Source organism: Pseudomonas sp. Tof1 (assembly GCF_055390395.1).
In genome coordinates this window covers 6,544,349-6,566,668 of record NZ_AP024344.1, presented here as the reverse complement: position 1 = coordinate 6,566,668, position 22,320 = coordinate 6,544,349, and the positions used below count along the sequence as shown (strand labels likewise).

At 64.4% G+C, this 22,320-nt stretch carries 25 protein-coding genes; 11 read left to right on the top strand and 14 right to left on the bottom strand.

Going from position 1 to position 22,320, the window contains the following annotated elements; all coding sequences use genetic code 11:
• Positions 1–26 precede the first annotated feature (26 nt).
• Entirely contained in the window at positions 27–881 is an 855-nt protein-coding gene (locus ACZ5KU_RS29645; RefSeq protein WP_464736612.1) for a sulfurtransferase, read from the top strand.
• A 170-nt stretch (positions 882–1,051) separates the two neighbouring features.
• Here ACZ5KU_RS29645 and ACZ5KU_RS29640 read toward each other — a convergent pair whose 3' ends face one another.
• Genes ACZ5KU_RS29640 through ACZ5KU_RS29625 form a run of 4 tightly spaced genes read right to left on the bottom strand, consistent with a single transcriptional unit; the run spans position 1,052 to position 5,537 of the window.
• Positions 1,052–2,032: a hydrolase gene (locus ACZ5KU_RS29640; RefSeq protein ID WP_054058405.1), complete on the bottom strand. Its 981-nt coding sequence runs from the start codon at positions 2,030–2,032 to the stop codon at positions 1,052–1,054.
• Between the two features lie 54 nt (positions 2,033–2,086).
• Positions 2,087–2,704, bottom strand: a complete 618-nt coding sequence (gene rsmD / locus ACZ5KU_RS29635; RefSeq protein ID WP_054058406.1) for a 16S rRNA (guanine(966)-N(2))-methyltransferase RsmD — start codon at positions 2,702–2,704, stop codon at positions 2,087–2,089.
• Entirely contained in the window at positions 2,704–4,188 is a 1,485-nt protein-coding gene (locus ACZ5KU_RS29630) for a M16 family metallopeptidase (protein WP_054058407.1), read from the bottom strand. Before ACZ5KU_RS29630 ends, rsmD begins: the two co-directional genes overlap by 1 nt.
• A complete protein-coding gene (locus ACZ5KU_RS29625; RefSeq protein ID WP_464736611.1) occupies positions 4,185–5,537 on the bottom strand; it encodes a M16 family metallopeptidase in 1,353 nt (450 codons plus the stop codon). The genes ACZ5KU_RS29630 and ACZ5KU_RS29625 overlap by 4 nt, the downstream gene beginning before the upstream one ends.
• Positions 5,538–5,892: 355 nt before the next feature.
• On the opposite strand from ACZ5KU_RS29625, the gene ftsY reads away from it, so the two are divergent.
• The 4 genes from ftsY (at position 5,893) to rpoH (ending at position 10,041) form a co-directional block, all read left to right on the top strand.
• Positions 5,893–7,371 (top strand): signal recognition particle-docking protein FtsY, encoded by a 1,479-nt coding sequence (gene ftsY / locus ACZ5KU_RS29620; RefSeq protein ID WP_464736610.1) that lies wholly within the window; start codon positions 5,893–5,895, stop codon positions 7,369–7,371.
• Positions 7,368–8,039 (top strand): cell division ATP-binding protein FtsE, encoded by a 672-nt coding sequence (ftsE, locus tag ACZ5KU_RS29615; RefSeq protein WP_054058053.1) that lies wholly within the window; start codon positions 7,368–7,370, stop codon positions 8,037–8,039. Before ftsY ends, ftsE begins: the two co-directional genes overlap by 4 nt.
• On the top strand, positions 8,036–9,058 hold the full coding sequence (gene ftsX, locus ACZ5KU_RS29610) for a permease-like cell division protein FtsX (protein WP_054058054.1): 1,023 nt from the start codon (positions 8,036–8,038) through the stop codon (positions 9,056–9,058). The genes ftsE and ftsX overlap by 4 nt, the downstream gene beginning before the upstream one ends.
• A gap of 128 nt (positions 9,059–9,186) precedes the next feature.
• Positions 9,187–10,041 carry an RNA polymerase sigma factor RpoH gene (rpoH, locus tag ACZ5KU_RS29605; RefSeq protein WP_010444950.1) on the top strand — a complete coding sequence of 285 codons (855 nt, stop codon included), beginning with the start codon at positions 9,187–9,189 and terminating at the stop codon, positions 10,039–10,041.
• Positions 10,042–10,180: 139 nt separating this feature from the next.
• On the opposite strand, the gene mtgA is transcribed toward rpoH, so the two are convergent.
• The gene (gene mtgA / locus ACZ5KU_RS29600; protein ID WP_054058055.1) at positions 10,181–10,903 is read right to left on the bottom strand and encodes a monofunctional biosynthetic peptidoglycan transglycosylase; all 723 of its coding nucleotides are present in this window, start codon (positions 10,901–10,903) and stop codon (positions 10,181–10,183) included.
• A 70-nt stretch (positions 10,904–10,973) separates the two neighbouring features.
• On the opposite strand from mtgA, the gene ACZ5KU_RS29595 reads away from it, so the two are divergent.
• From ACZ5KU_RS29595 to ACZ5KU_RS29575, 5 genes are all read left to right on the top strand, one after another.
• On the top strand, positions 10,974–11,345 hold the full coding sequence (locus ACZ5KU_RS29595) for a DUF423 domain-containing protein (protein WP_464736609.1): 372 nt from the start codon (positions 10,974–10,976) through the stop codon (positions 11,343–11,345).
• A gap of 90 nt (positions 11,346–11,435) precedes the next feature.
• Positions 11,436–11,636: a sulfur carrier protein ThiS gene (gene thiS, locus ACZ5KU_RS29590; RefSeq protein ID WP_054058057.1), complete on the top strand. Its 201-nt coding sequence runs from the start codon at positions 11,436–11,438 to the stop codon at positions 11,634–11,636.
• A 59-nt stretch (positions 11,637–11,695) separates the two neighbouring features.
• Complete coding sequence (locus ACZ5KU_RS29585) at positions 11,696–12,490, top strand: thiazole synthase (RefSeq protein WP_017903470.1); 795 nt, start codon at positions 11,696–11,698, stop codon at positions 12,488–12,490.
• A gap of 9 nt (positions 12,491–12,499) precedes the next feature.
• Positions 12,500–13,225: a tRNA (guanosine(46)-N7)-methyltransferase TrmB gene (gene trmB, locus ACZ5KU_RS29580; protein WP_464736608.1), complete on the top strand. Its 726-nt coding sequence runs from the start codon at positions 12,500–12,502 to the stop codon at positions 13,223–13,225.
• A gap of 201 nt (positions 13,226–13,426) precedes the next feature.
• Positions 13,427–14,446 carry a terpene synthase family protein gene (locus ACZ5KU_RS29575; RefSeq protein WP_054058059.1) on the top strand — a complete coding sequence of 340 codons (1,020 nt, stop codon included), beginning with the start codon at positions 13,427–13,429 and terminating at the stop codon, positions 14,444–14,446.
• A 46-nt stretch (positions 14,447–14,492) separates the two neighbouring features.
• Here the strand turns inward: ACZ5KU_RS29575 and ACZ5KU_RS29570 are convergent, their stop codons facing one another.
• From ACZ5KU_RS29570 to ACZ5KU_RS29530, 9 genes are all read right to left on the bottom strand, one after another.
• On the bottom strand, positions 14,493–14,816 hold the full coding sequence (locus ACZ5KU_RS29570) for a DUF3392 domain-containing protein (protein ID WP_010444939.1): 324 nt from the start codon (positions 14,814–14,816) through the stop codon (positions 14,493–14,495).
• Between the two features lie 9 nt (positions 14,817–14,825).
• Positions 14,826–16,028 carry a radical SAM family heme chaperone HemW gene (hemW, locus tag ACZ5KU_RS29565; protein ID WP_416770857.1) on the bottom strand — a complete coding sequence of 401 codons (1,203 nt, stop codon included), beginning with the start codon at positions 16,026–16,028 and terminating at the stop codon, positions 14,826–14,828.
• On the bottom strand, positions 16,025–16,621 hold the full coding sequence (rdgB, locus tag ACZ5KU_RS29560; protein WP_054058061.1) for an RdgB/HAM1 family non-canonical purine NTP pyrophosphatase: 597 nt from the start codon (positions 16,619–16,621) through the stop codon (positions 16,025–16,027). The genes hemW and rdgB overlap by 4 nt, the downstream gene beginning before the upstream one ends.
• Complete coding sequence (locus tag ACZ5KU_RS29555; protein ID WP_054058062.1) at positions 16,618–17,052, bottom strand: DUF4426 domain-containing protein; 435 nt, start codon at positions 17,050–17,052, stop codon at positions 16,618–16,620. Before ACZ5KU_RS29555 ends, rdgB begins: the two co-directional genes overlap by 4 nt.
• A 26-nt stretch (positions 17,053–17,078) precedes the next feature.
• The gene (metW, locus tag ACZ5KU_RS29550) at positions 17,079–17,699 is read right to left on the bottom strand and encodes a methionine biosynthesis protein MetW (protein WP_054058063.1); all 621 of its coding nucleotides are present in this window, start codon (positions 17,697–17,699) and stop codon (positions 17,079–17,081) included.
• A gap of 7 nt (positions 17,700–17,706) precedes the next feature.
• Positions 17,707–18,846, bottom strand: coding sequence for a homoserine O-succinyltransferase MetX (gene metX, locus ACZ5KU_RS29545; protein ID WP_416770855.1), 1,140 nt, complete (start codon positions 18,844–18,846; stop codon positions 17,707–17,709).
• 237 nt (positions 18,847–19,083) lie between these two features.
• A complete protein-coding gene (locus tag ACZ5KU_RS29540) occupies positions 19,084–19,674 on the bottom strand; it encodes a YggT family protein (RefSeq protein ID WP_054058065.1) in 591 nt (196 codons plus the stop codon).
• Between the two features lie 16 nt (positions 19,675–19,690).
• Positions 19,691–20,509: a pyrroline-5-carboxylate reductase gene (gene proC / locus ACZ5KU_RS29535; RefSeq protein WP_464736607.1), complete on the bottom strand. Its 819-nt coding sequence runs from the start codon at positions 20,507–20,509 to the stop codon at positions 19,691–19,693.
• Between the two features lie 33 nt (positions 20,510–20,542).
• Positions 20,543–21,229 (bottom strand): YggS family pyridoxal phosphate-dependent enzyme, encoded by a 687-nt coding sequence (locus ACZ5KU_RS29530; RefSeq protein WP_054058066.1) that lies wholly within the window; start codon positions 21,227–21,229, stop codon positions 20,543–20,545.
• Positions 21,230–21,285: 56 nt separating this feature from the next.
• On the opposite strand from ACZ5KU_RS29530, the gene ACZ5KU_RS29525 reads away from it, so the two are divergent.
• Positions 21,286–22,320 carry a type IV pilus twitching motility protein PilT gene (locus ACZ5KU_RS29525; RefSeq protein ID WP_054058067.1) on the top strand — a complete coding sequence of 345 codons (1,035 nt, stop codon included), beginning with the start codon at positions 21,286–21,288 and terminating at the stop codon, positions 22,318–22,320.

Here is a 22,320-nt window from a genome sequence, read left to right as displayed (position 1 = left end):
TTTTATCCCTTTACGAGGAATGAGTCATGCCCCTTGCGCAATTGATCAGCCCGCAGCAACTGGCCGAGCGCCAGGCCCGGCCCGGGTTGGTGATCCTGGATTGCCGTTTTGCCCTGGAAGACCCCGACTATGGCCAGCGCAGCTATGCCGAGGGGCATATCGAGGGCGCGCACTTCGCCGATCTGGAGCGCGATCTCAGCGGCCCGGTGACCCGGGGCGTGACCGGGCGTCACCCGCTGCCCGAGCCGGCGGCGCTGGTGGAACATCTGCAGGCCTGGGGGATCAGCGCCGACAGCGAAATCGCGCTGTATGACGATGGCCCCGGCATGTACGCGGCCCGGGCCTGGTGGTTGCTGGCGTGGCTGGGCAAGCGCGATGGCGTGTTCCTGCTCGATGGCGGCCTGAAGGCCTGGCACGCGGCCGGGTTGCCGTTGAGTCTGAATCCACCGCCGAGTGGCCGTGGCACTTTCAGCGGCAGTGCGGACCCTTCATTGCTGATCACTGCCGAACAGCTGCAACAGCGCCTCGGCCAGCCATCCATGACGCTGCTCGATGCCCGCGCGTTGCCGCGTTTTCGGGGCGAGGTGGAGCCTATCGATCCGGTCGCCGGGCATATCCCGGGGGCGCAGTGCGCGGCGTTCAACGACAACCTCGGTGCCGACGGACGGTTCCTGCCGGCCGATCAGCTCAAGCAGCGTTTTGCCGCCCAGTTGGGTGATCGCCCGGTGCAGGAGCTGGTGGCCTATTGCGGCTCCGGGGTGACGGCGTGCCACAACCTGTTTGCGCTGAGCCTGGCGGGTTATCCGCTGGCAACCTTGTATCCGGGCTCGTGGAGCGAGTGGATCACCGATCCGCAGCGGGCGATCGCTATCGGCGATTGAGTGGCTGGTCTGTTCGCGGGCAAGCCCTGCTCCTACAGGCTGAGCGTCGTTCGCCAGTCCTGCGCACCACACCGCCCTCGTGTAGGAGCAGGGCTTGCCCGCGAATGGGGCCATAAGTCATGCCCCGTATCGTGAAACGGCCTGCACCAGGCATCGGTCGGTGACAGGGCTCAGCGGCCGGCCAGCCACTGCGGAATCCGTCGCTCCAGGTAGTAGCCGGGCTTGCCCAGGCTGCCGTCGACGAAGCCGACATGACCGCCCTTGTCCTGCAACTCGAACTCGGTATCCGCCGCCAGCTCGGCCGGCTCCGGCAGGCTGTGGCGGAACACGAAGGGGTCGTCCGCCGCCTGGATGATCAGGGTCGGCGTGCGGATTGCGCCGAGAAAGTACCGGCTCGATGCCCGGCGGTAATAATCCTGGGCATCCCGGTAGCCATGCAACGGCGCGGTCACCCGGCCGTCGAAATCCCAGAAGGTGCGCATGCCCGTCAGCGGGCCGAGATCGCTGAGGGTCGCCAGGCCTTCGATTCTGCCGTCATGCTGGAACTGGCGCTGCTTGTCCTTGATGTAGGCGAGCATCTCGCGCATGAAATGCGCCTGGTAGACCTTGGAAAAACCCTGGCCGATGCGGTCTGCGCACTGATCCAGGCGAAACGGCACCGAGACCGCGACGCCAGCCTGCAAGCCGCTGTCACCAGCACTTTCCCCCAGATGTTTGAGCAGCACGTTGCCGCCCAGCGAATACCCTACGGCGTAGAGTGCCGCCAGGGGCCGCTTGCGCCGAAGGTGGGCGATGGTCGCGGCAAGGTCCTCGCTGGCTCCGGAATGATAGCTGCGGGCCAACAGGTTCGGCTCGCCGGAGCAGCCCCGCCAGTTCAGCGCGACGCTGGCCCAGCCGCGATTGGCCAGGGCCTGTTGCATGCCGACGATATAGGGCGAATTCGAGGATCCGGTGAGCCCGTGCAGGAGCAGTACCAGAGGTGTCGAGGCCGCGTGGGGGCCGAACCAGTCGAGGTCGAGAAAGTCGCCGTCGTCCAGCCAGAGCCGTTCGCGCTGGCGGTCGAGTACGGTCTTCTTGCGCCAGAGCGGACCCCAGAGGGTCTGCAGATGGGGGTTGCCCAGGCCGGGAGCGGGGCTGAAACGGTTGGACATGGGGGGCGGTCTGTCTCGTCGTGGGTGCGCCAGGCGGCGCACCCGGTCGATCGGTCAGCCGGCGGCCGGGGCGCTGCGTTGCCATAGCGCATAGTACACCTGCCCGGACTTCTGCTCGCGGTGCAGGCGCCAGTTGCCTGGCAGGCCGAGGGTCGAGGGTGCGCTTTCGCTTTCGGTATAGACCCAGGCATCGTCGGCCAGCCACTGGCGCTCTTCCAGCAGCGCGCAGACACCCGGCAGCAGGTTCTGGTTGAACGGTGGGTCGAGGAACACCAGGTCGAACGCGCTGGCCGGCTGGGTCTCCAGGTAGCGCAGGGCATCGGCGGTCTGCACCTGGCCGACGGTGCAGCGCAGGGTGCCCAGGTGCTCGCGCAGGCTGGACACGGCGACATGGCTGGCATCCAGCGCCTGGCCCATGGCCGCGCCACGGGACAGCGCCTCAAGGAACAGCGCGCCGCTGCCGGCGAACGGGTCGAGTACCCTGGCACCGGCGACGTAGGGTGCCAGCCAGTTGAACAGCGTTTCGCGCACCCGGTCCGGGGTTGGGCGCAGCCCCTGGACATCGGGGAAGGTCAGGCGGCGGCTGCGCCATTCGCCGCCGATGATGCGCAGTTTGTTCACGCCGTTGTGCGACGGTGCGGGTTTCTTGCTGGGACGCGATGGGCTGGCCATTAGTGCTCCGGAACCCCGAGCGGCTGCTCGGCGGGTTTGTCTGTCGGCGGCGGCAACGGCTTTTGCGGTACCGTCGGGCCTGCGGTGACGACGATCATCTTGTCGACGCTCAGGTGTTTGTCCATGGCGGCCTTGACCTGTTCGACGGTCAGCGCCTGGGTCTGCTGCATGAAGTCTTCAAGATAGTTCAGCGGCAGGTTGTAGAAGCCCATGGCACCCAACTGGCCGACGATATCGCTGTTGCTGGCGGTGGACAGCGGAAAGCTGCCGGCCATCTCGCGCTTGGCGTCGTCGAGTTCCTTCTGGGTCGGGCCGGACTTGAGGTACTCGGCCAGCACGTCTTCGACCAGTTTCTGCGTGCCTTCGCTCATTTCGGCGCGGGTCTGCAGGTTGATCATGAACGGGCCGCGCGCCTGCATCGGGCTGAAGCCGGAGTAGATACCGTAGGTCAGGCCGCGTTTTTCCCGCACCTCGCTCATCAGCCGAGTACCGAAACCGCCACCGCCGAGGATCTGGTTGCCCAGGGACAGCGCGGCATAGTCGGGATCGGCCCGGTCGATGCCCATCTGGGCCAGCAGGATGGTGGTCTGCTTGGACGGGAACTCGATATGCCCGCTGCTCGGTTGCGGGTCCTTGGCCAGGGCGATTTTCGGCAGTGCCGGCCCTTTTGGCAGGGCGGCCGAGACCTGGGCGGTCAGGGCTTCGGCTTCGCTGCGCGAGAGGTCGCCGACCAGCGCGATCACCACGTTGCCGGCGGCGTAGGCCTTGGTGTGGAAGGCGCGCAGTTGGGCGACGGTGATTGGCGGGATGCTCTTGGCCGTGCCTTCGCTGGGGTGACCGTAGGGGTGGTCGCCGTACAGGCGCTGGGACAGGTCCAGGCTCGCCAGCTTGCCGGGGTTCTGCTTCTGGAACTCGAAGCCGGCCAGCAGCTGGTTCTTGATCCGGGCCAGGGAATCGGCCGGGAAGGTCGGCTTGCCGACCACCTGGGCGAACAGCTTCAGGGCCGGCTCGCGTTTGTCGGCGGCACTGAGGCTGCGCAGCGAGGCGATCGCCATGTCCTTGTAGGAGCCGTTGCCGAAATCCGCGCCAAGGCCTTCGAAGCCCTGGGCGATGGCGCCGACGTCCTTGCCGGCCACGCCTTCGTTGAGCATGGCGTTGGTCAGGGTGGCCAGGCCCGGGGTCTTGCCGTCCTGGCTGCTGCCGGCGGCGAAGGTCAGGCGCAGGTCGAACATCGGCAGTTCATGGGCCTCGACGAACAGCACCCGGGCGCCTTCGGCGGTGTTCCAGGTCTGTACGTTCAGGCTGCGCCGGGCCGGCGCCTTGTCGTCCAGTTCGGCCAGCGACTGCAGCTTGTGGCTCGACTTGGCCTCTTCCAGGGCCTGGCCGGCCTGGGCACTTGCCAGACCCAGCAGGGGCAGGCCGAAACTGCCGGCGGCGACGATCAGGGCCAGGCCGGGCAGGGTGAAGCGCGAACCCTTGCTCATGGGCGGGTCTCCTCGGGCAGTACATGGGCGACGCTGAGACGTTCGCGGGTGAAGTAGGTGCGGGCGGCCTTCTGGATGTCCTCCGGGGTCACGCTCTGCAGGTCGGCCAGTTCGCTGTCCATCAGCTTCCAGGACAGGCCGACGGTTTCCAGCTGGCCGATGGCGGTGGCCTGGCTGGTGATCGAGTCACGCTCGTAGACCAGCCCGGCGATGACCTGGGCACGCACGCGTTCAAGCTCCTCGGCGGTCGGCGGCTTGGTCTTGAGCTGGTCCAGCAGGCGCCACAGACCGGCCTCGGCGTTGGCCAGGGTTTTCTTCTTCTGTACGTTCGGCATCGCCGACAAGGTGAACAGGCTGTCGCCACGGGTGTAGGCGTTGTAGCTGGCCGAACCGCCGGAGATCAGTTCCTCGCCACGCTCCAGTTGTGAGGAAAGGCGGGCGCTGTAGCCACCATCGAGCAGCGCGGCGATCAGGCGCAGGGCATTGACCGAACGCGTGTCCTGGGCGGTGGCGATGCTCGGCACGTTGAACCCGAGCATCAGGCTCGGCAACTGGGTCTTCACGTGCAGGGTGATCTGCCGTTCGCCGGGTTCGTCCAGCTCGCGCGGAATCTTCGCCGGTGGCGTGTCGCGCCGGGGGATTGCGCCGAAGTAGCGCTGCGCCAGGTTCTTCACCTCGTCCGGGGTGACATCGCCGACCACCACCAGGGTGGCGTTGTTGGGCACGTACCAGGACTGGTACCAGTGGCGCAGTTCCTCGACCTTCATGCGGTCCAGGTCGGCCATCCAGCCGATGGTCGGCGTGTGGTAGCCGCTGGCCGGGTAGGCCATCGCCTTGAAGCGCTCGAAGGCCTTGCCCATCGGCTTGTCCTCGGTACGCAGGCGGCGCTCTTCCTTGATCACCTCGATCTCGCGGCTGAACTCGTCTGCCGGCAGGCGCAGGCTGGCCATGCGGTCGGCTTCCAGTTCGAAGGCCACGCCCAGGCGGTCGCGGGCCAGGACCTGGTAGTAGGCGGTGTAGTCGTCGCTGGTGAAGGCGTTTTCCTCGGCGCCCAGGTCGCGCAGGATCAGCGAGGCCTCGCCGGGGCCGACCTTCTCGCTGCCCTTGAACATCATGTGTTCCAGGGCATGGGAGAGGCCGGTCTGGCCCGGGGTTTCATAGCTCGAACCGACCTTGTACCAGACCTGTGAAACCACCACGGGGGCGCGGTGGTCTTCGCGGACCACGACCTTCAGGCCGTTGTCGAGGGTGAATTCGTGGGTCGGTTGCGGGTCGGCGGCGAAGGCCGCGAGCGGCAGACAAAGCGTGCTGAGCAACAGGCCGGCGGTGCGGCGGGCTAGAGCATTCATTCGTTCTTAAACCTGTAGGACTGCCCGCTTGGTTTAGCGTCGGCGGGCGAGGAGGTGCTAGGATACTGATCCGTTTTACTGGCGGCCACGTCTATCCGGTCCCTGTGCTGCGCGCCAGGCCCGGAAAGGCTGTATGGGTCACCGGCCGAAACCTGCGCTCTGCCACTGCAGATCGTGGTGTTTTCGCCGATTTTGCCGTTCCAGATCTTCGTTTGGCGTCTGACTTCAGAGAAGTTTGATCTTCTCGACAAAATGTTGCGCGTGAACAAGCGGGTTAAATCGCAGTCTGTTCTGCATCGAATATTATTTGCCGGCGTGCCCATGGCGCGTCGCTACCTTGAGATAGCCGTCCTCCATGTTTGGTTCCAACGACGACAAGAAGACTCCAGCTGCGGCTGGCGAGAAAAAAGGCCTGTTCGGATGGCTGCGCAAAAAGCCGCAGGAAACCGTCGTCGAACAGCCGCAGGTTCAGCCCGAAGTCGTGCCGACGCCCGTCGTCGAGCCGGCCCCGGTGGCTGTCGAGGCACCCGTGAGCGCCGAGCCGGTGCGTGAGCAGCCGGTTGCCGAGGCACCCACGCCACCATCGACGCCCTGGCCGCCGCTGCCCGTGGCTGAAGAACCGGTGGCGCTGGTCGAGGATGTCCAGGCCGAACCGGTCGTCCCGCCGATTCCGCCGGTGGCTGAACCTGTCGCGCCCGCGCCTCGGATCGCCGAGGCTGCACCTGCACCTGCACCTGCACCTGCACCTGCACCTGCACCTGCACCTGCACCTGCACCTGCACCTGCACCGGTCGTAGTCGAGGCGCCCGCGCCGGTCGCTCCCGTTGTGCAGGAGCCCGCTCCGGCCGCTGTTGTCGAGCCGGCTGTGGCGGAGCCCGCCAAGCCGGCAGCTCCAGAGGCCAAGACCGGCTTCTTCGCCCGCCTCAAGCAGGGCCTGTCCAAGACCAGCGCCAGCATCGGCGAAGGCATGGCCAGCCTGTTCCTCGGCAAGAAGGCCATCGACGATGACCTGCTCGAAGAGTTGGAAACCCGCCTGCTGACCGCCGACGTTGGCGTCGAGGCCACCGGCGTGATCATCCGTAGCCTGACCCAGAAGGTCGCGCGCAAGCAGTTGACCGACAGCGACGCGCTGTACAAATCCCTGCAGGAAGAGCTGGCGGCGATGCTCAAGCCGGTCGAGCAGCCGCTGCGGATCGACTCGCAGCACAAGCCGTACGTCATCCTGGTGGTTGGCGTCAACGGTGCCGGCAAGACCACCACCATCGGCAAGCTGGCCAAGAAGCTGCAGCTCGAAGGCAAGAAGGTCATGCTGGCCGCCGGCGATACCTTCCGGGCCGCGGCGGTGGAGCAGTTGCAGGTCTGGGGCGAGCGCAACCATATCCCGGTGATTGCCCAGCACACCGGTGCCGACTCGGCTTCGGTGATCTTCGACGCGGTGCAGGCGGCCAAGGCCCGTGGCATCGACGTGCTGATCGCCGATACCGCCGGTCGCCTGCACACCAAGGACAACCTGATGGAAGAGCTGAAGAAGGTCCGTCGGGTGATCGGCAAGCTCGATGAGCAGGCGCCGCACGAGGTGTTGCTGGTGCTGGATGCCGGCACCGGGCAGAACGCGATCAATCAGGCCAAGCAATTCAACCAGACGGTCCAACTGACCGGTCTGGCGCTGACCAAGCTCGATGGCACCGCCAAGGGTGGGGTGATCTTCGCCCTGGCCAAGCAGTTCGGTGTGCCGATCCGTTATATCGGGGTGGGCGAAGGCATCGACGATCTGCGCACCTTCGAGGCCGAACCCTTTGTCCAGGCACTTTTTGCCGAGCGGGAGCGTTCATGATTCGTTTCGAACAGGTCGGTAAGCGCTATCCGAACGGACATGTCGGCTTGCATGAGCTGAGCTTTCGCGTCCGTCGTGGCGAGTTCCTGTTTGTCACCGGCCACTCCGGTGCCGGTAAAAGCACCCTGTTGCGCCTGTTGCTGGCGATGGAGCGGCCGACCTCCGGCAAGCTGCTGCTGGCCGGCCAGGACCTGGGGCAGATCAGCAACGCGCAGATTCCGTTCCTGCGCCGGCAGATCGGCGTGGTGTTCCAGAACCATCAGTTGCTGTTCGATCGTACGGTGTTCAACAACGTCGCCCTGCCGCTGCAGATTCTCGGCCTGTCCAAGGTCGAGATCGCCAAGCGCGTGGACTCCGCGCTGGAGCGTGTGGCCCTGTCGGACAAGGCCGAGCTGTACCCCGGCGACCTGTCCACCGGTCAGCAGCAGCGTGTCGGTATCGCCCGGGCCATCGTTCACCGCCCGGCGTTGCTGCTGGCGGACGAACCGACCGGTAACCTCGACCCGCGCCTGGCGGCGGAGATCATGGGGGTGTTCGAGGACATCAACCGCCTCGGCACCAGCGTCCTGATCGCCAGCCACGACCTGGCCCTGATCGCCCGCATGCGCCATCGCATGCTGACCTTGCAACGCGGCCGATTGATCGGCGATGGGGAGGCTGGCGCATGAGTGCGACCCGTAGTCCGAAAGTGGCTGAGCGCGTGGCTCCAAAGGCCTCCGAAGCACCACCACCGAAGAAAAGGCGCGACGAGGACGATGGTCCGGACTTCGGCACCCTGCTGCGCGCCTGGATCGAAAGCCACCGGGCCAGCCTGGCGGACAGTCTGCGCCGGTTGGGCAAGCATCCGATCGGCAGTTTCTTCACCTGCATGGTGATGGCGGTGGCGCTGAGCCTGCCGATGGGCCTGTCGCTGCTGCTGAACAACATCGAGCGCCTGGGCGGCTCCTGGCAGCGGGCGGCGCAGATCTCGCTGTACCTGCAACTGGACGCCAGCCCGAGCGAAGGCGAGAGCCTGAGCGAGCAGGTCAAGGCCATGCCGGGCGTGGCCGATGCCGAATTCATCAGCAAGGAAAAGGCCCTGGACGAGTTCCAGCAGCAGTCCGGGCTGGGCGAGGCGCTCAAGGAACTGCCGCAGAACCCGCTGCCGGGCGTGGTGCTGGTGACGCCGAACGAAGTCGACAAGCCGACCCTGGAAGCCTTGCGTCAGCGCCTGGCCGAGCTGCCCAAGGTGCAGCAGGCACAGCTGGACCTGGTCTGGGTCGAGCGCCTGGCGGCGATCCTCAAGCTCGGCGACCGGTTCGTCTTCGGCCTGACGGTGCTGCTGGTTTCCGCATTACTTTTGGTGATAGGCAATACCATTCGTCTTCATATTGAAAACCGCCGCACCGAGATAGAAGTGATTAAACTGGTGGGCGGCACCGATAGCTACGTGCGTAGGCCGTTTCTGTACATGGGCGCGCTTTATGGCTTTGGCGCCGGGATTCTGTCCTGGGGCGTGCTGGCGTTCGGCCTGAACTGGCTCAACGAGGCGGTGGTCGGGCTCGCGGGGCTCTACGGCAGCGATTTCGCCCTGGCCGGTGTCCCGGTTGCCGATGGTCTGTCGCTCTTGCTTGGCGCGGTGCTGTTGGGGTATATCGGTGCGTGGATTGCGGTGGCGCGGCACCTGCGGGAGCTGGCACCGAAGTAATTAATGTCAAATTAATGTGTTTTTGTTGGTATTGACCGTAGTGGCGATTAAAGGAACTTGTTCAGCGGTTCCCGGTCAATTTTCGCAGTGCTTCACTGCACGAGTCTGTGAGTCGGAGGTTTTTTCGTATGACCACTTCTTTGCAACCTGCCTATGCGCTGGTCCCGGGTGCGAACCTGGAGGCCTACGTCAATACGGTGAACAGCATTCCGCTGTTGTCGCCGGAGCAGGAGCGTGAACTGGCCGAGAGTCTCTACTATCAGCAGGATCTTGAGGCCGCTCGGCAAATGGTGCTGGCCCACCTGCGTTTTGTCGTCCATATCGCCCGTAGCTATTCCGGCTACGGCCTGGCACAGGCTGACCTGATCCAGGAAGGCAACGTCGGCCTGATGAAGGCCGTGAAGCGTTTCAACCCGGAAATGGGTGTGCGCCTGGTGTCGTTCGCCGTGCACTGGATCAAGGCGGAAATCCACGAGTTCATCCTGCGCAACTGGCGGATCGTCAAGGTCGCGACCACCAAGGCCCAGCGCAAGCTGTTCTTCAACCTGCGCAGCCAGAAGAAGCGTCTGGCCTGGCTGAACAACGAGGAAGTCCACCGTGTGGCGGAAAGCCTTGGCGTCGAGCCACGTGAAGTGCGCGAGATGGAAAGCCGGCTGACCGGCCAGGACATGGCGTTCGACCCGGCGGCGGAAGCCGACGACGACAGCGCGTTCCAGTCTCCGGCCAACTACCTGGAAGACCATCGCTACGACCCGGCGCGCCAGCTGGAGGATGCCGACTGGAGTGAAAACTCCAACAGCAACCTGCACGAGGCCCTGGAAGTGCTGGACGAGCGCAGCCGTGACATCCTCTACCAGCGCTGGCTGGCGGAAGAGAAGGCCACGCTGCACGACCTGGCGCAGAAGTACAACGTTTCGGCCGAGCGTATCCGCCAGCTGGAAAAGAGTGCGATGAACAAGCTGAAGCTGTCGATTGCCGCCTAAGCGTTCGCTGCAATGAAAAACGCCCCGAGTTGATCGGGGCGTTTTCGTTTGGGCCAGAGGTTGGGCCAAGTGGTGCGTTTGAAGGCCTGTTCGCGGGCTTGCCCGCGAACAGGCCTGACCCGCTACCCCGGTAACCAGGCTACAGCGCCCAGGGCGACCGGCGCGAATCGTTCAGCCCCGCCAGATACCCGGTTCCACCCAACTGACTCATCTGTTGGCGAATCCACCCCGCCCGCCGCGCCACATAGGTGCTCGGGTGGCTGGCACTCCATTCCCGCGGGTTGGGCAGCACCGCTGCCAGCAGACTTGCCTGCTGACGCGACAAGGCCGCCGCGCTGACCCCGAAATGATGTCGCGCCGCCGCTTCCGCGCCGAACACGCCTTCATCCCACTCGACGCTGTTCAGGTACACCTCGAGAATCCGCTGCTTGGGCCACAGCGTCTCGATCAGCACGGTGAACCAGGCCTCCAGCCCCTTGCGCAGATAACTGCGGCCGGACCAGAGAAACAGGTTCTTCGATACCTGTTGGCTGAGGGTGCTGGCACCGCGGATCGAGCCGCCGCGCTCGTTGTGCAGGAAGGCCGCCTGGATCGCGTCGAAGTCGAAGCCCCAGTGTTCGGGAAACTTCTGGTCCTCGCCGGCCATGACCGCTACCTTGAGTTCGTCGCTGATCTGGTCCCAGGGCTTCCAGGTCCGTTGCAGGTCGATCGGCTGGCCGTCGGTCCACGACTCGATCTTGCGCTCGACCATCAGTGCCGTGCCCGGTGGCGGTACCCAACGGAACAACAGCACCAGCAGCACGCTGGCGATGGCGAACCACTTCAGGGCGGTGAGAAGGCGGCGGAACAAAGGCTGCAACATAGAGATGGCTTGGCCGGGGCGTAGGAGCGGGCCATTATACAGACCCTGTGTCCCCTGAATGGAGTGCGTCATGTTGCGTGTGTTCCTGCTGCTCGCCGCGTTTTTCGGTTTCACCGGTGTCGGCCTTGGCGCCTTCGCCGCCCATGGCCTGAAAAAACGCCTGAGCGCCGACTACCTGGCGATCTTCCATACCGGCGTCACCTATCAGTTGGTCCATGCCCTGGCGCTGTTCGGCGTGGCGCTGCTGGCCGCCCATGTTCCGGGCCGCCTGGTGACCTGGGCCGGTTCGGCGTTCGCCGTCGGCATCCTGCTGTTCTCCGGCAGCCTGTACCTGCTGACCCTCAGCGGCGTCAGCAAACTGGGCATCATCACCCCGTTCGGCGGCCTGGCCTTTCTCGCCGGCTGGTTCTGTCTGGGGCTGGCCGCCTGGCGCCTGAGCTGACCGCGCAGTCCGCTTCAAGACGAATGGCTTGGGTCGTCCGGACTGATCGGGCTAGAATGTTGGCCCCTAAAAATGATGGCAGCCCGGCGCATGCGCATTCAATTGAACGGCGAATCCTATGAACTGCCCGACGGCGAAACCGTCGCGGCGTTGCTGGCCCGGCTTGACCTGGTCGGGCGGCGGGTGGCGGTGGAGCTGAACCTGGATATCGTCCCGCGCAGTCAGCACGCCGAAACCGCCCTGCGTGAAGGCGATCAGGTCGAAGTGGTACACGCCATCGGCGGCGGCTAGTCCGGTCCCGCGCCCTGATCCACCCCAGCAAGCCCTGAACCTTTCAAGAGGATGTGTGCATGAGCACTGTTCGCAGCGACAAGCCTTTCGTGCTGGCCGGCCGTACCTACCAGTCCCGCCTGCTGGTCGGCACCGGCAAATACCGCGACATGGAAGAAACCCGCCTGGCCATCGAGGCCTCGGGGGCCGAGATCGTCACCGTCGCGGTGCGTCGCACCAACCTGGGCCAGAACCCGGGTGAGCCGAACCTGCTGGACGTGCTGCCGCCGGATCGCTACACCATCCTGCCGAACACCGCCGGTTGCTATGACGCGATCGAGGCCGTGCGCACCTGCCGTCTGGCCCGCGAGCTGCTGGACGGGCACAACCTGGTCAAGCTGGAAGTGCTGGCCGACCAGAAGACCCTGTTCCCCAATGTGATCGAAACCCTCAAGGCCGCCGAAGTGCTGGTCAAGGAAGGTTTCGACGTGATGGTCTACACCAGCGACGACCCGATCATCGCCCGCCAGCTGGCGGAAATCGGCTGCATCGCGGTCATGCCGCTGGCCGGCCTGATCGGCACCGGCCTGGGTATCTGCAACCCGTACAACCTGCAGATCATCCTCGAGGAGGCGAAGATCCCGGTGCTGGTGGATGCCGGCGTGGGTACCGCGTCCGACGCCACCATCGCCATGGAACTGGGCTGCGAGGCCGTTCTGATGAACTCGGCCATCGCCCATGCCCAGCAACCGATCCTGATGGCCGAGGCGATGAAGCATGCCATCGTCGCCGGTCGCCTGGCCTACCTCGCCGGGCGCATGCCGAAAAAACTCTATGCCAGCGCGTCCTCGCCGCTGGATGGTCTGATCAAGTAAGAGCCTTTGATGACTGAATCGAACGAAACGCCAATCCACACGGAAGCAGGCGAAGAGCGCCAACACCGCCGCATCAAGAGTTTCGTGATGCGTGCCGGGCGCATGACCGAAGGCCAGCAGAAGGGCCTGGAGCAGGGTGGGCCGCTGTTCATCCTGCCGTTGGCCGACGCGCCGGTGGATTTCGACCAGGTGTTCGGCCGCAGTGCGCCGCGCTCGCTGGAAATCGGCTTCGGCATGGGCCATTCCCTGCTGAAGATGGCGGCTGCGGCGCCGGAGCAGGATTTCATCGGTGTCGAAGTGCACCGTCCGGGTGTCGGTGCGCTGCTCAACGGCGTGCTGACCCAGGGCCTGAAGAACATCCGCGTCTATGATTGCGACGCGATCGAAGTGCTGAGCCGTTGCGTGGCGGACAACAGCCTGGACCGGCTGATGCTGTTCTTCCCCGATCCGTGGCACAAGAGCCGGCACCACAAGCGCCGTATCGTCCAGGCGTCCTTCGCCGAACTGGTGCGCAGCAAGCTGAAGGTCGGCGGTGTCCTGCACATGGCTACCGACTGGGAACCGTATGCCGAGTACATGCTGGAAGTGATGAATGTCGCGCCGGGTTATCGCAACCTGGCCGAAGACGGCAAATGCGTACCGCGCCCGGCCGAGCGGCCGATCACCAAGTTCGAGCGCCGCGGTGAGCGCCTGGGGCATGGTGTGTGGGACCTGAAGTTCGAAAAGCTGGCGTAGGGTCTCCCCATCCGATGATCGCCCCACGCTGGCGTGGGGACGATTAAAAGTCGCCATTTTCAAATTTGCGGACTAGCCTACTACGCAATGGCGCAAATTGCCTGTTTGCGCCTCTGGTCCATAACCTTCCGATACAACCTGCCTTGCAGTCGACAGCCGGTTATTAGTCAGTGGCATTTCCTTGTTTGAAAGGAGCGTCCAATGAGCCTGACAACCGAGTTTTTCCTGCCCCAGCTACCCCGGCTGTTGCCCTATGCCTATCATCCGAACGCGACCCGGATTGAGTTCGCCTCCAATGGTTGGGTCCGGCGAATGCTGGGCGATTGCTTTATCAGCGAGAGTGAATTATTGCGTTTTTTGCGCGAGCGCAATGGCTTGTATGGCTCGCTGACCGTGCCGAGGGCCAGCGAGCAGCGGACCCAGGATGTCGCCGACTGGTATCAGTATGTGACGCTCATCGATACCGTCATGGCGCAAATCAATAATCCGCATGAGTTGTTCTCGACGATCGTGAACGGTTTCAATGCCGATGAGATTGATGATCCACGATCTTACATCAAGGCAGCCAATGAACTATGGCGGCGTATCAGTCCAGGATTGAGCAAGGCACAACTCGCCAGGTTTCTGGCAAGCCTTGAGGTGTTTCTGAAGGGTTGTACGTCGGAGATGGATGTCCAGCAGGGCCAGAGCATGGACGTCTTCGATTACGAGGCTTGCATGGCCTTGCGAAGAGATAGCTTTGGTTGTGATTTCATCGAGTTGTTGGCCGAGTATGGCGCAGAAGTCGACATGAGCGACTGTCTGGAGCAGATGGTCGAAGTGCACCTGCACTGCCGCCGGCAGATGATCCTGGTCAACGATCTGTTGTCCTGGCGCAAAGAGCGGTTACATGACGAAAAGATCAACCTTGTTCGGATTCTCATTGAACTGGAGGGATATGATTTGCAGGGCGCGGTAAATCGTCTGGTGGCCTTGGTCGAATATCATGAGAGAGCCTATATCGCGGCCAGGGATGAGCTGCTTTCCGGGCTGTTGGGAAAGCGCGACGATGTGCGTAAGTATCTGCTTTTCCTCGACCACCTGATGGGCGGGACTCAGGAGTTCGAATACCTGACTCCGCGCTACTTTGGAGACGGCTCGGTGTGGGATGGGAGTACGTTCGGCTGGGTTGATCTTGAGGCGGCGGTCACCCGCTTCCGCGAGCAGCCGAGTGCCTGCTGAGCAGGCCCCGAACTTTGCAGCGGACGCCGCCCCGGGCAGAGCAGGCTCAACGCCGGTCCGCCACCACCCCGATCAGGATCAACACCACCAGCAGCACCGGCGCCAGGCTGTAGTTGTTGAACTGACTCAGCCCCCGTACCACCCAGGGCGTGGCGTAGATCAGCGCCAGGCCGCTGCCGATCATGCACAACAGGGCCATCAGCGGTACGCGCAGCGCGCCGGCAATACTGCCCAGGCGCTGGTCGACCCAGGCCTTGAGATCTGCCCCGAACAACACCAGCAGGCAGCCCACCAGCGCCAGGGAAATTTCCGAGAGGTTGCTGCGGCTCCAGCGCGATACCGTGGCAAGCAGGCCGAGTATCAGGTCCATGGGGTTTCCTTAGGTCAAAAAGTGTTGCAGCAGGTCATTGAGAAACAGCTGTCCGCGCGCGGTCGCCACCAGACGTGTCGGTTCGACCTGCAACAGGCCGCTTTGTTCGGCCTCGGCCCGCCCTTCGTTCAAGCTGTCGAGAGCAAGCCCGGTGCGTTGCGCGAACAAGGCCGCGTCGACACCCTCGGTCAGCCGCAGGGCGTTCATCAGGAACTCGAACGGTAGCTCGTCGTTCTCCAGTGCCTTCTCGCCGGCCTGGAAGTTCTTGGCAGGGTTCAGGTAATCCTTCGGCAGGCGGGTCTTCCAGGTGCGTACGATACGCCCGTCCGGATGGCTGAGCTTGCCGTGGGCACCGGCACCGATGCCGATGAAGTCGCCGAAGCTCCAGTAGTTCAGGTTGTGCCGCGCGGCCCGGCCGGGCTGGGCGTAGGCCGACACCTCGTACTGGGCGTAGCCGTGCTCGGCCAGCAGGGCCTGGCCGGCTTCCTGGATGTCCCACAGGGTGTCGTCTTCCGGCAGCGTCGGCGGCTGATTCCAGAACACCGTGTTCGGTTCCAGGGTCAGTTGGTACCAGGACAGGTGCGTCGGTTTCAGCGCGATGGCCTGGCGCAGGTCGCCCAAGGCGTCCTCCAGGGACTGGTCGGGCAGGCCGTGCATCAGGTCCAGGTTGAAGTTGTCGAAGCCGGCCTGGCGTGCCATGTCCGCCGCCCGCACGGCTTCACCGCCGGTGTGGATGCGGCCCAAGGCCTTGAGCTTGTCTTCCTGGAAGCTCTGGATGCCGATCGACAGGCGATTGATGCCCAACTGCCGGTAGGCGGTGAACTTATCCTGCTCGAAGGTGCCGGGGTTGGCCTCCAGCGTGATCTCGATGTCGCTGGCGAACGGGATGCGCGCCTCGACGCCCCTGAGCAACCGCCCCAGCGCCTGGGGGCTGAACAGGCTGGGTGTGCCGCCGCCGAAGAAAATCGAACTCAGCTCGCGGCCATAGGCGGCCGGCAGGTCCTGTTCGAGGTCGGCCAGCAACGCGTCGACATACTCTTCTTCCGGCAGCACGGGGCTGGCGGCATGGGAGTTGAAGTCGCAGTAGGGGCACTTGCGCACGCACCAGGGGATATGGATGTACAGCGCCAGGGGCGGCAACTGCGGCAAGGCCGCCCGAGGAGGTTGCGCACCGCCGTGGATCAGCGGCAGCGCGGGAGCGGTCCGGGTCATTGCAGGCCCAGGCGTTGCCGCAGCAGGACCATGGCGCGGGCGCGATGGCTGAGCTGGTTCTTTTCCACGGGGCTCAGTTCGGCGCTGGAGCAGTCGCGCTCCGGTACCCAGAACAGCGGGTCGTAGCCGAAACCGTGTTCGCCGCTGGCGGCGGTGAGGATGCGACCATGCCAGAGGCCTTCGCAAAGGATCGGCAGCGGGTCGTCGGCATGCCGGACCAGCGCCAATACGCAGACGAACTGCGCTCCGCGCTCCGCCTCGGGAACGTCCTTGAGCGCTTCGAGCAGCTTGGCGTTGTTCGCCGCATCGCCCTTGCCATCGGCATAGCGGGCCGAATAGATGCCCGGCGCGCCGCCGAGGAAGTCCACCGCCAGGCCCGAGTCGTCGGCCAGCGCCGGCAGGCCGGAGATGCGTGCGGCGTTGCGGGCCTTGAGGATGGCGTTCTCGACGAACGACAGGCCGGTTTCCTCCGGCTCGACGCTGCTGAACTCGCCGATTGAGCGCAGGTGCACCGACTCGCCGAGCATCGCCTGCAGTTCCTTGAGTTTGCCAGCGTTATGGCTGGCCAGTACCAACTGGGTGAAATTCATCATTCGCCTGGGAAAAGCTCTTGGTTGAAGCTGAAGGTATTGGTTTGCCCGCCGCTGGTGACCGCGATCTCGAAAGTACGGTTTTCCTGCTGGGGTACCGGAAACTGGGCGATATAGTAGATCGCGCCCTGCTCGGTGATCTGCTTGAAGGTCAGTGGCAGGCTCTTGTTGGTCAGATCCTTGACGGCACCGCTGACCTGGGCCACCACCGGCTTGCCGGCCTTGAGCACCGCGACGTTGATCACGCCCTGGTTCTTGCTGCGCACCAGTTCGGTCGCCTTGGCGATGTCCGGTTGCAGGTAGGTGGAATTGAACGTGTTGTAGTGCACGGTGATGTCACCGAACACTTCCTGGCGCTCGCCCTTGATGGCGTCGGCGGCCATCGCCGACACCCCCAGGCAGGCACTCAACAGGAAAACCGCCAGACGTCCCATGATCATCCTCCTCGCACTCAGGTGATTTATACCGCGATCCGATGTTCCTGCAGGCCGGGGCTGCTGACGCGGTAGATGCCGATCTCTCCCAACAGATTAGGCCATAGCTTACTGGCCCACCCGTGGCGGTGCTGTTGATCCACGGCAAGCCGATCAATGACCTTGGCCTGGCGCTCGCGGCACAGTTCCTCGAAGTCCTCGAAGGTGCAGAAGTGGATGTTGGGGGTGTTGTACCAGGTGTACGGCAGGAATTCCGAGACCGGCATGCGGCCCTTGCTCGCCAGGTACCAGCGGCAGCGCCAGTGACCGAAGTTGGGGAAGGTGATGATGCACTGGCGGCCGACCCGGAGCATTTCGTCGAGGATCTTGTCCGGGTAGTGCACGGCCTGCAGGGCCTGGGTCATGACCACGATATCGAAGCTGTTGCTGGCGAAGTTGCCCAGGCCCTTGTCCAGGTCCTGCTCGATGACGTTGATACCCTTGGCCACGCAGGCGGCGATGTTGTCGGCGTCGTTTTCCAGGCCGTAGCCGGTGACCTGCTTGTTGTCGCGCAGCCAGCTCAGCAGCTCACCGTCGCCGCAACCGAGGTCGAGCACGCGGCTGCCGGCGGGGATCCAGTCTTGGATGATTTCCAGGTCGGCTCTCATGGCGTCCTCACAGCGTAATCCGGTTCATGTAATGGCCGAACGCCTGCAAGTAACGCGGGATCGGGATCAGGAAGGCGTCGTGGCCTTGGGGGGCGTCGATCTCCAGGTAGCAGACGTCCTTGCGCGCGGCCATCAGCGCATCCACCACTTCCCGCGAGCGGGCCGGGGAGAAGCGCCAGTCGGTGGTGAAGGACATCACGCAGAAGCTGGCCTTGGCGCCGGCGAAGGTCTTCGCCAGGTCGTTGTCGAAGTTCGCCGCCGGGTCGAAGTAGTCCAGGGCCTTGGTCATCACCAGGTAGGTGTTGGCGTCGAAACGCCCGGAGAATTCCTCGCCCTGGTAGCGCAGGTAGCTTTCGACCTGGAACTCGACGCTGTGGAAATCGTAGTTGAGCTTGTCGCTCTTGAGTCCGCGGCCGAATTTCTCGCCCATGGAGTCGTCGGACAGATAGGTGATATGCCCGACCATCCGCGCCAGCATCAGCCCACGCTTGGGAATCACGTTATGTTCCTGGAACGAGCCGCCGTGGAATTCGGGGTCGGTGAGGATCGCCTGGCGCGCCACTTCGTTGAAGGCGATGTTCTGCGCCGACAGCTTGGGCGCCGAAGCGATCGCTACGCAGTGGCGCACGCGATCCGGGTAGGTGATGGTCCACTGCATGGCCTGCATGCCGCCGAGGCTGCCGCCGACCACCGCTGCCCACTGGCCGATGCCCAGGCGATCGGCGAGGCGGGCCTGGCTGTGTACCCAGTCTTCGACGGTCAGCACCGGGAAGTCGGCGCCGAAGGGCTTGCCGGTCTCCGGGTTGATGCTGCTCGGGCCGGTGGAGCCGTTGCAGCCGCCGAGGTTGTTCAGGCTGACCACGAAGAACTTGGTGGTGTCGATCGGTTTGCCGGGGCCGATGCAGCTGTCCCACCAGCCGGGCTTGCGGTCGTCGGGGCTGTGGTAGCCCGCCGCGTGATGGTGGCCGGACAGGGCGTGGCAGATCAGCACCGCGTTGCTCGCCGTGGCGTTGAGGGTGCCGTAGGTTTCGTAGATCAGATCGTAGGCCGGCAGGGAGCGACCACAGGCCAGGGCCAGGGGCTCGCTGAAGTGTGCCGTTTGCGGCACGACCAGCCCGACGGAATCGTGGGGAAAGACTGTGGACATCGACCCTGCTCACGCTTGAATGAGGCGTAAGTCTAATGAGCGGGGGGATCAGCGGCAAGCAAAGGCCCGACCGGGTGGCGATTTGCGCAAAAACAGAAGCCTGGAGTGGACTGCTCCCAGGAAGCTGGATCCCCATCCAACCCTTGGGGCAGTCCAGACTGTGGGAGCGGGCTTGCCCGCGGATGGGCCCTTGAGGCCGATAGCTTCGCGGGCCAGCCCGCTCCCACAGGGGGTGCGTCAGATCAGGCGGAACAGCACTTCAGGCATGCCGCTCATCACCGCCAGCGGCGGGATCACATAGCTCTGCAGCAGCTGGATCACCAGGAATGCCAGGATCGGCGAGATATCCAGCCCGCCCAGGTTCGGCACGATCTTGCGGAACGGCGCCAGCACCGGCTCGCTGATCTGGTACACCAGCTCGGCCGCCGGGCTATGGCTGCTCGGGGCGACCCAGGAGAGGATCACGCTGATGATCATGGCGAAGAAGAACACCTTGAGGAACAGCGAGGTGACGCCGATGATCGCCCAGATCAGCAGGTAGGCGATATTGCCGGCCACGCCGTAGCTGAGCAGCAGGATCACCGCCATCAGCAGCATCTGCACGATGATCGCCAGCACCAGCGACGACATGTCCAGGCCGAACAGGCTCGGAATCACCCGGCGCATCGGCTTGAGCAGCGGCTGGGTGGCCTTGACGGTGAACTGGCAGAGCGGGTTGTAGAAGTTGGCCCGTACCAGTTGCAGGATGAAACGCAACAGAACCACCAGCAGATACAGGCTGCCCAGGGTCTGGATGACGAAGATGGCAGCGCTATTGAGTGCAAACATCAGTATTCCCCGAAAGTTACTGACCGAGCTGCTCGGCCATTTCGGCCGAACGCTGGGCGGCGGCGGCGAGCGCCTTGTCTACCAGGGCTTCGAAGCCGCCGGCCTGGAAGGTCTTGATCGCCGCTTCGGTGGTGCCGGCCGGGGAAGTCACCCGACGGCGCAGTTCGGCGGCATCCACGTCGCTGGCGACGGCCATGTGGGCGGCGCCCAGGGCGGTCTGCTGGCTCAGTTGGGTGGCGATTTCACGTGGCAGGCCGAGTTTCTCGCCGGCGGCGGTCATGGCCTCGATGAGCAGGAAGAAGTAGGCCGGGCCGCTGCCGGATACCGCGGTGACCGCGTCCAGCTGCCGTTCTTCATCCAGCCACAGGGCCGAGCCGACGGCCGACAGCAGGGTCTGTGCCTGCTGGCGCTGTTCGTCCGACACCTGGTGGGTGGCGTACAGGCCGCTGACGCCTTTGCGCAGCAGCGACGGGGTGTTGGGCATGCAGCGCACCACCGGTTGTTCGCCGAGCCAGTTGTTCAGGCTGGCACAGGTGATGCCGGCGGCAATCGACACCACCAGCTGGTTGGGCCTGAGGCTGGGGCGCAAGGCCTCGCACACGGCCTTCATGGCCTGTGGCTTGACCGCCAGCACCACCACGTCCGCGCCCTGGACGGCCTCGGCGTTGTCGGCGAACACGTCGATGCCGTGGTCGGCCGCCACCCGCGCACGGGTCTCGGCGCCCGGATCGCTGGCGCGAATCAGGGCGGCGTCCAGGCCTTCGGCACGCAGACCGCCGATCAGGCTGGCTGCCATGTTGCCGGCGCCGATGAAGGTGATTCGATTCTTGCTCATGAAGGATCCTTGGAAAGAGTGTGTGGGGCCCTTTCAGGCCTGGCCGTAGTCGCGGGCGCCAAACAGGGCGGTACCGATCCGCACCCAGGTGGCGCCTTGGGCAATGGCCGACTCGAGGTCGTGGCTCATGCCCATGGAAAGTGTGTCGAGCGGCAGGTCGAGGCTGTTCTGCAAGGTTCGCACGGTGGCGAACGCGGCGTCTTGTGCGGCACGCTCTTCGGTGGGTTCGGGGATCGCCATCAGGCCGCGCAGCACCAGGTTCGGCAGTTGGCCGATGGCGGCGGCCAGGGCCGGCAGGTCGGCCGGAGTGCATCCGGATTTGCTGGCCTCGCCGCTGACGTTGACCTGAATGCAGATATTCAGTGGTGGCAGGCCGGCCGGACGTTGTTCGGACAGGCGTTGTGCGATTTTCAGGCGATCCACGGAATGCACCCAGTCGAAATGCTCGGCAATGGCTCGAGTCTTGTTCGATTGAATGGGGCCGATAAAGTGCCAACTCAAGGGCAGGTCGGTCAATTCGGCCTGTTTGCCGAGGGCTTCCTGCAGGTAGTTCTCGCCGAAGTCCCTGACGCCTGCGGCATGGGCTTCGCGAATGGCGGCGGCGGGCTTGGTCTTGCTCACGGCGAGCAGGTGGACGTCGGCGGCATCGCGGCCTGCGGCCAGGGCGGCGGCGCGGATACGGGCTGCAACGGAGGCAATGTTGTCTGCTATCGTGGTCATTCAATCTCGCCCGCAGTTCAAAAGTCTGCGGCATTCTACCTGTATTGGGGAGTCTCATGGATATCACCGAGCTGCTGGCCTTTAGCGCCAAACAGGGCGCGTCGGACTTGCATCTCTCGGCCGGGTTGCCACCGATGATCCGGGTCGATGGCGACGTGCGCCGGATCAACCTGCCGGCGCTGGACCACAAGCAGGTCCATGATCTGATCTATGACATCATGAATGACCGCCAGCGCAAGGACTACGAGGAGTTCCTGGAAACCGACTTCTCCTTCGAAGTGCCGGGGGTGGCGCGCTTCCGGGTCAATGCCTTCAACCAGAACCGTGGCGCGGGGGCGGTATTCCGTACCATTCCGTCGAAAGTCCTGACCATGGACGACTTGGGCATGGGCGAGGTGTTTCGCAAGATCACCGAGGTGCCCCGTGGCCTGGTGCTGGTGACCGGGCCGACCGGCTCGGGCAAGTCGACCACCCTGGCGGCGATGATCGATCACCTGAACAACAACCGGCACCACCATATCCTCACCATCGAGGACCCGATCGAGTTCGTCCACGAATCGAAGAAATGCCTGGTCAACCAGCGTGAGGTGCACCGCGATACCCAGAGCTTCTCCGCGGCCCTGCGCTCGGCCCTGCGTGAAGACCCGGACGTGATCCTGGTGGGCGAGATGCGCGACCTGGAAACCATCCGCCTGGCGCTGACCGCCGCGGAAACCGGGCACCTGGTGTTCGGCACCCTGCACACCACCTCGGCGGCGAAGACCATCGACCGGGTGGTCGACGTGTTCCCGGCGGAGGAGAAATCCATGGTCCGCTCGATGCTCTCCGAGTCGTTGCAGGCGGTGATTTCCCAGAGCCTGCTGAAAAAGATCGGCGGCGGCCGGGTGGCGGCCCACGAAATCATGCTGGGCACCCCGGCGATTCGCAACCTGATCCGCGAGGACAAGGTGGCGCAGATGTACTCGTCGATCCAGACCGGCGGCTCCCTGGGCATGCAGACGCTGGACATGTGCCTCAAGGATCTGCTGGCCAAGGGCCTGATCGCCCGCGACAGTGCCCGCGAGAAGGCGAAGATTCCCGACAACTTCTAG

Coding starts and splice junctions, on each gene's coding strand:
- hemW (WP_416770857.1), bottom strand. CDS start 16,028: ATGACCCGGACCGCTCCCGCGCTGCCGCTGATCCACGGCGGTGCGCAA.
- rsmD (WP_054058406.1), bottom strand. CDS start 2,704: ATGGCCAGCCCATCGCGTCCCAGCAAGAAACCCGCACCGTCGCACAAC.
- ACZ5KU_RS29530 (WP_054058066.1), bottom strand. CDS start 21,229: ATGACCACGATAGCAGACAACATTGCCTCCGTTGCAGCCCGTATCCGC.
- metW (WP_054058063.1), bottom strand. CDS start 17,699: ATGAGAGCCGACCTGGAAATCATCCAAGACTGGATCCCCGCCGGCAGC.
- ftsX (WP_054058054.1), top strand. CDS start 8,036: ATGAGTGCGACCCGTAGTCCGAAAGTGGCTGAGCGCGTGGCTCCAAAG.
- metX (WP_416770855.1), bottom strand. CDS start 18,846: ATGTCCACAGTCTTTCCCCACGATTCCGTCGGGCTGGTCGTGCCGCAA.
- mtgA (WP_054058055.1), bottom strand. CDS start 10,903: ATGTTGCAGCCTTTGTTCCGCCGCCTTCTCACCGCCCTGAAGTGGTTC.
- ACZ5KU_RS29555 (WP_054058062.1), bottom strand. CDS start 17,052: ATGGGACGTCTGGCGGTTTTCCTGTTGAGTGCCTGCCTGGGGGTGTCG.
- ACZ5KU_RS29645 (WP_464736612.1), top strand. CDS start 27: ATGCCCCTTGCGCAATTGATCAGCCCGCAGCAACTGGCCGAGCGCCAG.
- ACZ5KU_RS29575 (WP_054058059.1), top strand. CDS start 13,427: ATGAGCCTGACAACCGAGTTTTTCCTGCCCCAGCTACCCCGGCTGTTG.
- rdgB (WP_054058061.1), bottom strand. CDS start 16,621: ATGATGAATTTCACCCAGTTGGTACTGGCCAGCCATAACGCTGGCAAA.
- ftsE (WP_054058053.1), top strand. CDS start 7,368: ATGATTCGTTTCGAACAGGTCGGTAAGCGCTATCCGAACGGACATGTC.
- rpoH (WP_010444950.1), top strand. CDS start 9,187: ATGACCACTTCTTTGCAACCTGCCTATGCGCTGGTCCCGGGTGCGAAC.
- ACZ5KU_RS29585 (WP_017903470.1), top strand. CDS start 11,696: ATGAGCACTGTTCGCAGCGACAAGCCTTTCGTGCTGGCCGGCCGTACC.
- ACZ5KU_RS29640 (WP_054058405.1), bottom strand. CDS start 2,032: ATGTCCAACCGTTTCAGCCCCGCTCCCGGCCTGGGCAACCCCCATCTG.
- proC (WP_464736607.1), bottom strand. CDS start 20,509: ATGAGCAAGAATCGAATCACCTTCATCGGCGCCGGCAACATGGCAGCC.
- ACZ5KU_RS29595 (WP_464736609.1), top strand. CDS start 10,974: ATGTTGCGTGTGTTCCTGCTGCTCGCCGCGTTTTTCGGTTTCACCGGT.
- ACZ5KU_RS29525 (WP_054058067.1), top strand. CDS start 21,286: ATGGATATCACCGAGCTGCTGGCCTTTAGCGCCAAACAGGGCGCGTCG.
- trmB (WP_464736608.1), top strand. CDS start 12,500: ATGACTGAATCGAACGAAACGCCAATCCACACGGAAGCAGGCGAAGAG.
- ACZ5KU_RS29540 (WP_054058065.1), bottom strand. CDS start 19,674: ATGTTTGCACTCAATAGCGCTGCCATCTTCGTCATCCAGACCCTGGGC.
- ACZ5KU_RS29625 (WP_464736611.1), bottom strand. CDS start 5,537: ATGAATGCTCTAGCCCGCCGCACCGCCGGCCTGTTGCTCAGCACGCTT.
- ACZ5KU_RS29630 (WP_054058407.1), bottom strand. CDS start 4,188: ATGAGCAAGGGTTCGCGCTTCACCCTGCCCGGCCTGGCCCTGATCGTC.
- thiS (WP_054058057.1), top strand. CDS start 11,436: ATGCGCATTCAATTGAACGGCGAATCCTATGAACTGCCCGACGGCGAA.
- ftsY (WP_464736610.1), top strand. CDS start 5,893: ATGTTTGGTTCCAACGACGACAAGAAGACTCCAGCTGCGGCTGGCGAG.
- ACZ5KU_RS29570 (WP_010444939.1), bottom strand. CDS start 14,816: ATGGACCTGATACTCGGCCTGCTTGCCACGGTATCGCGCTGGAGCCGC.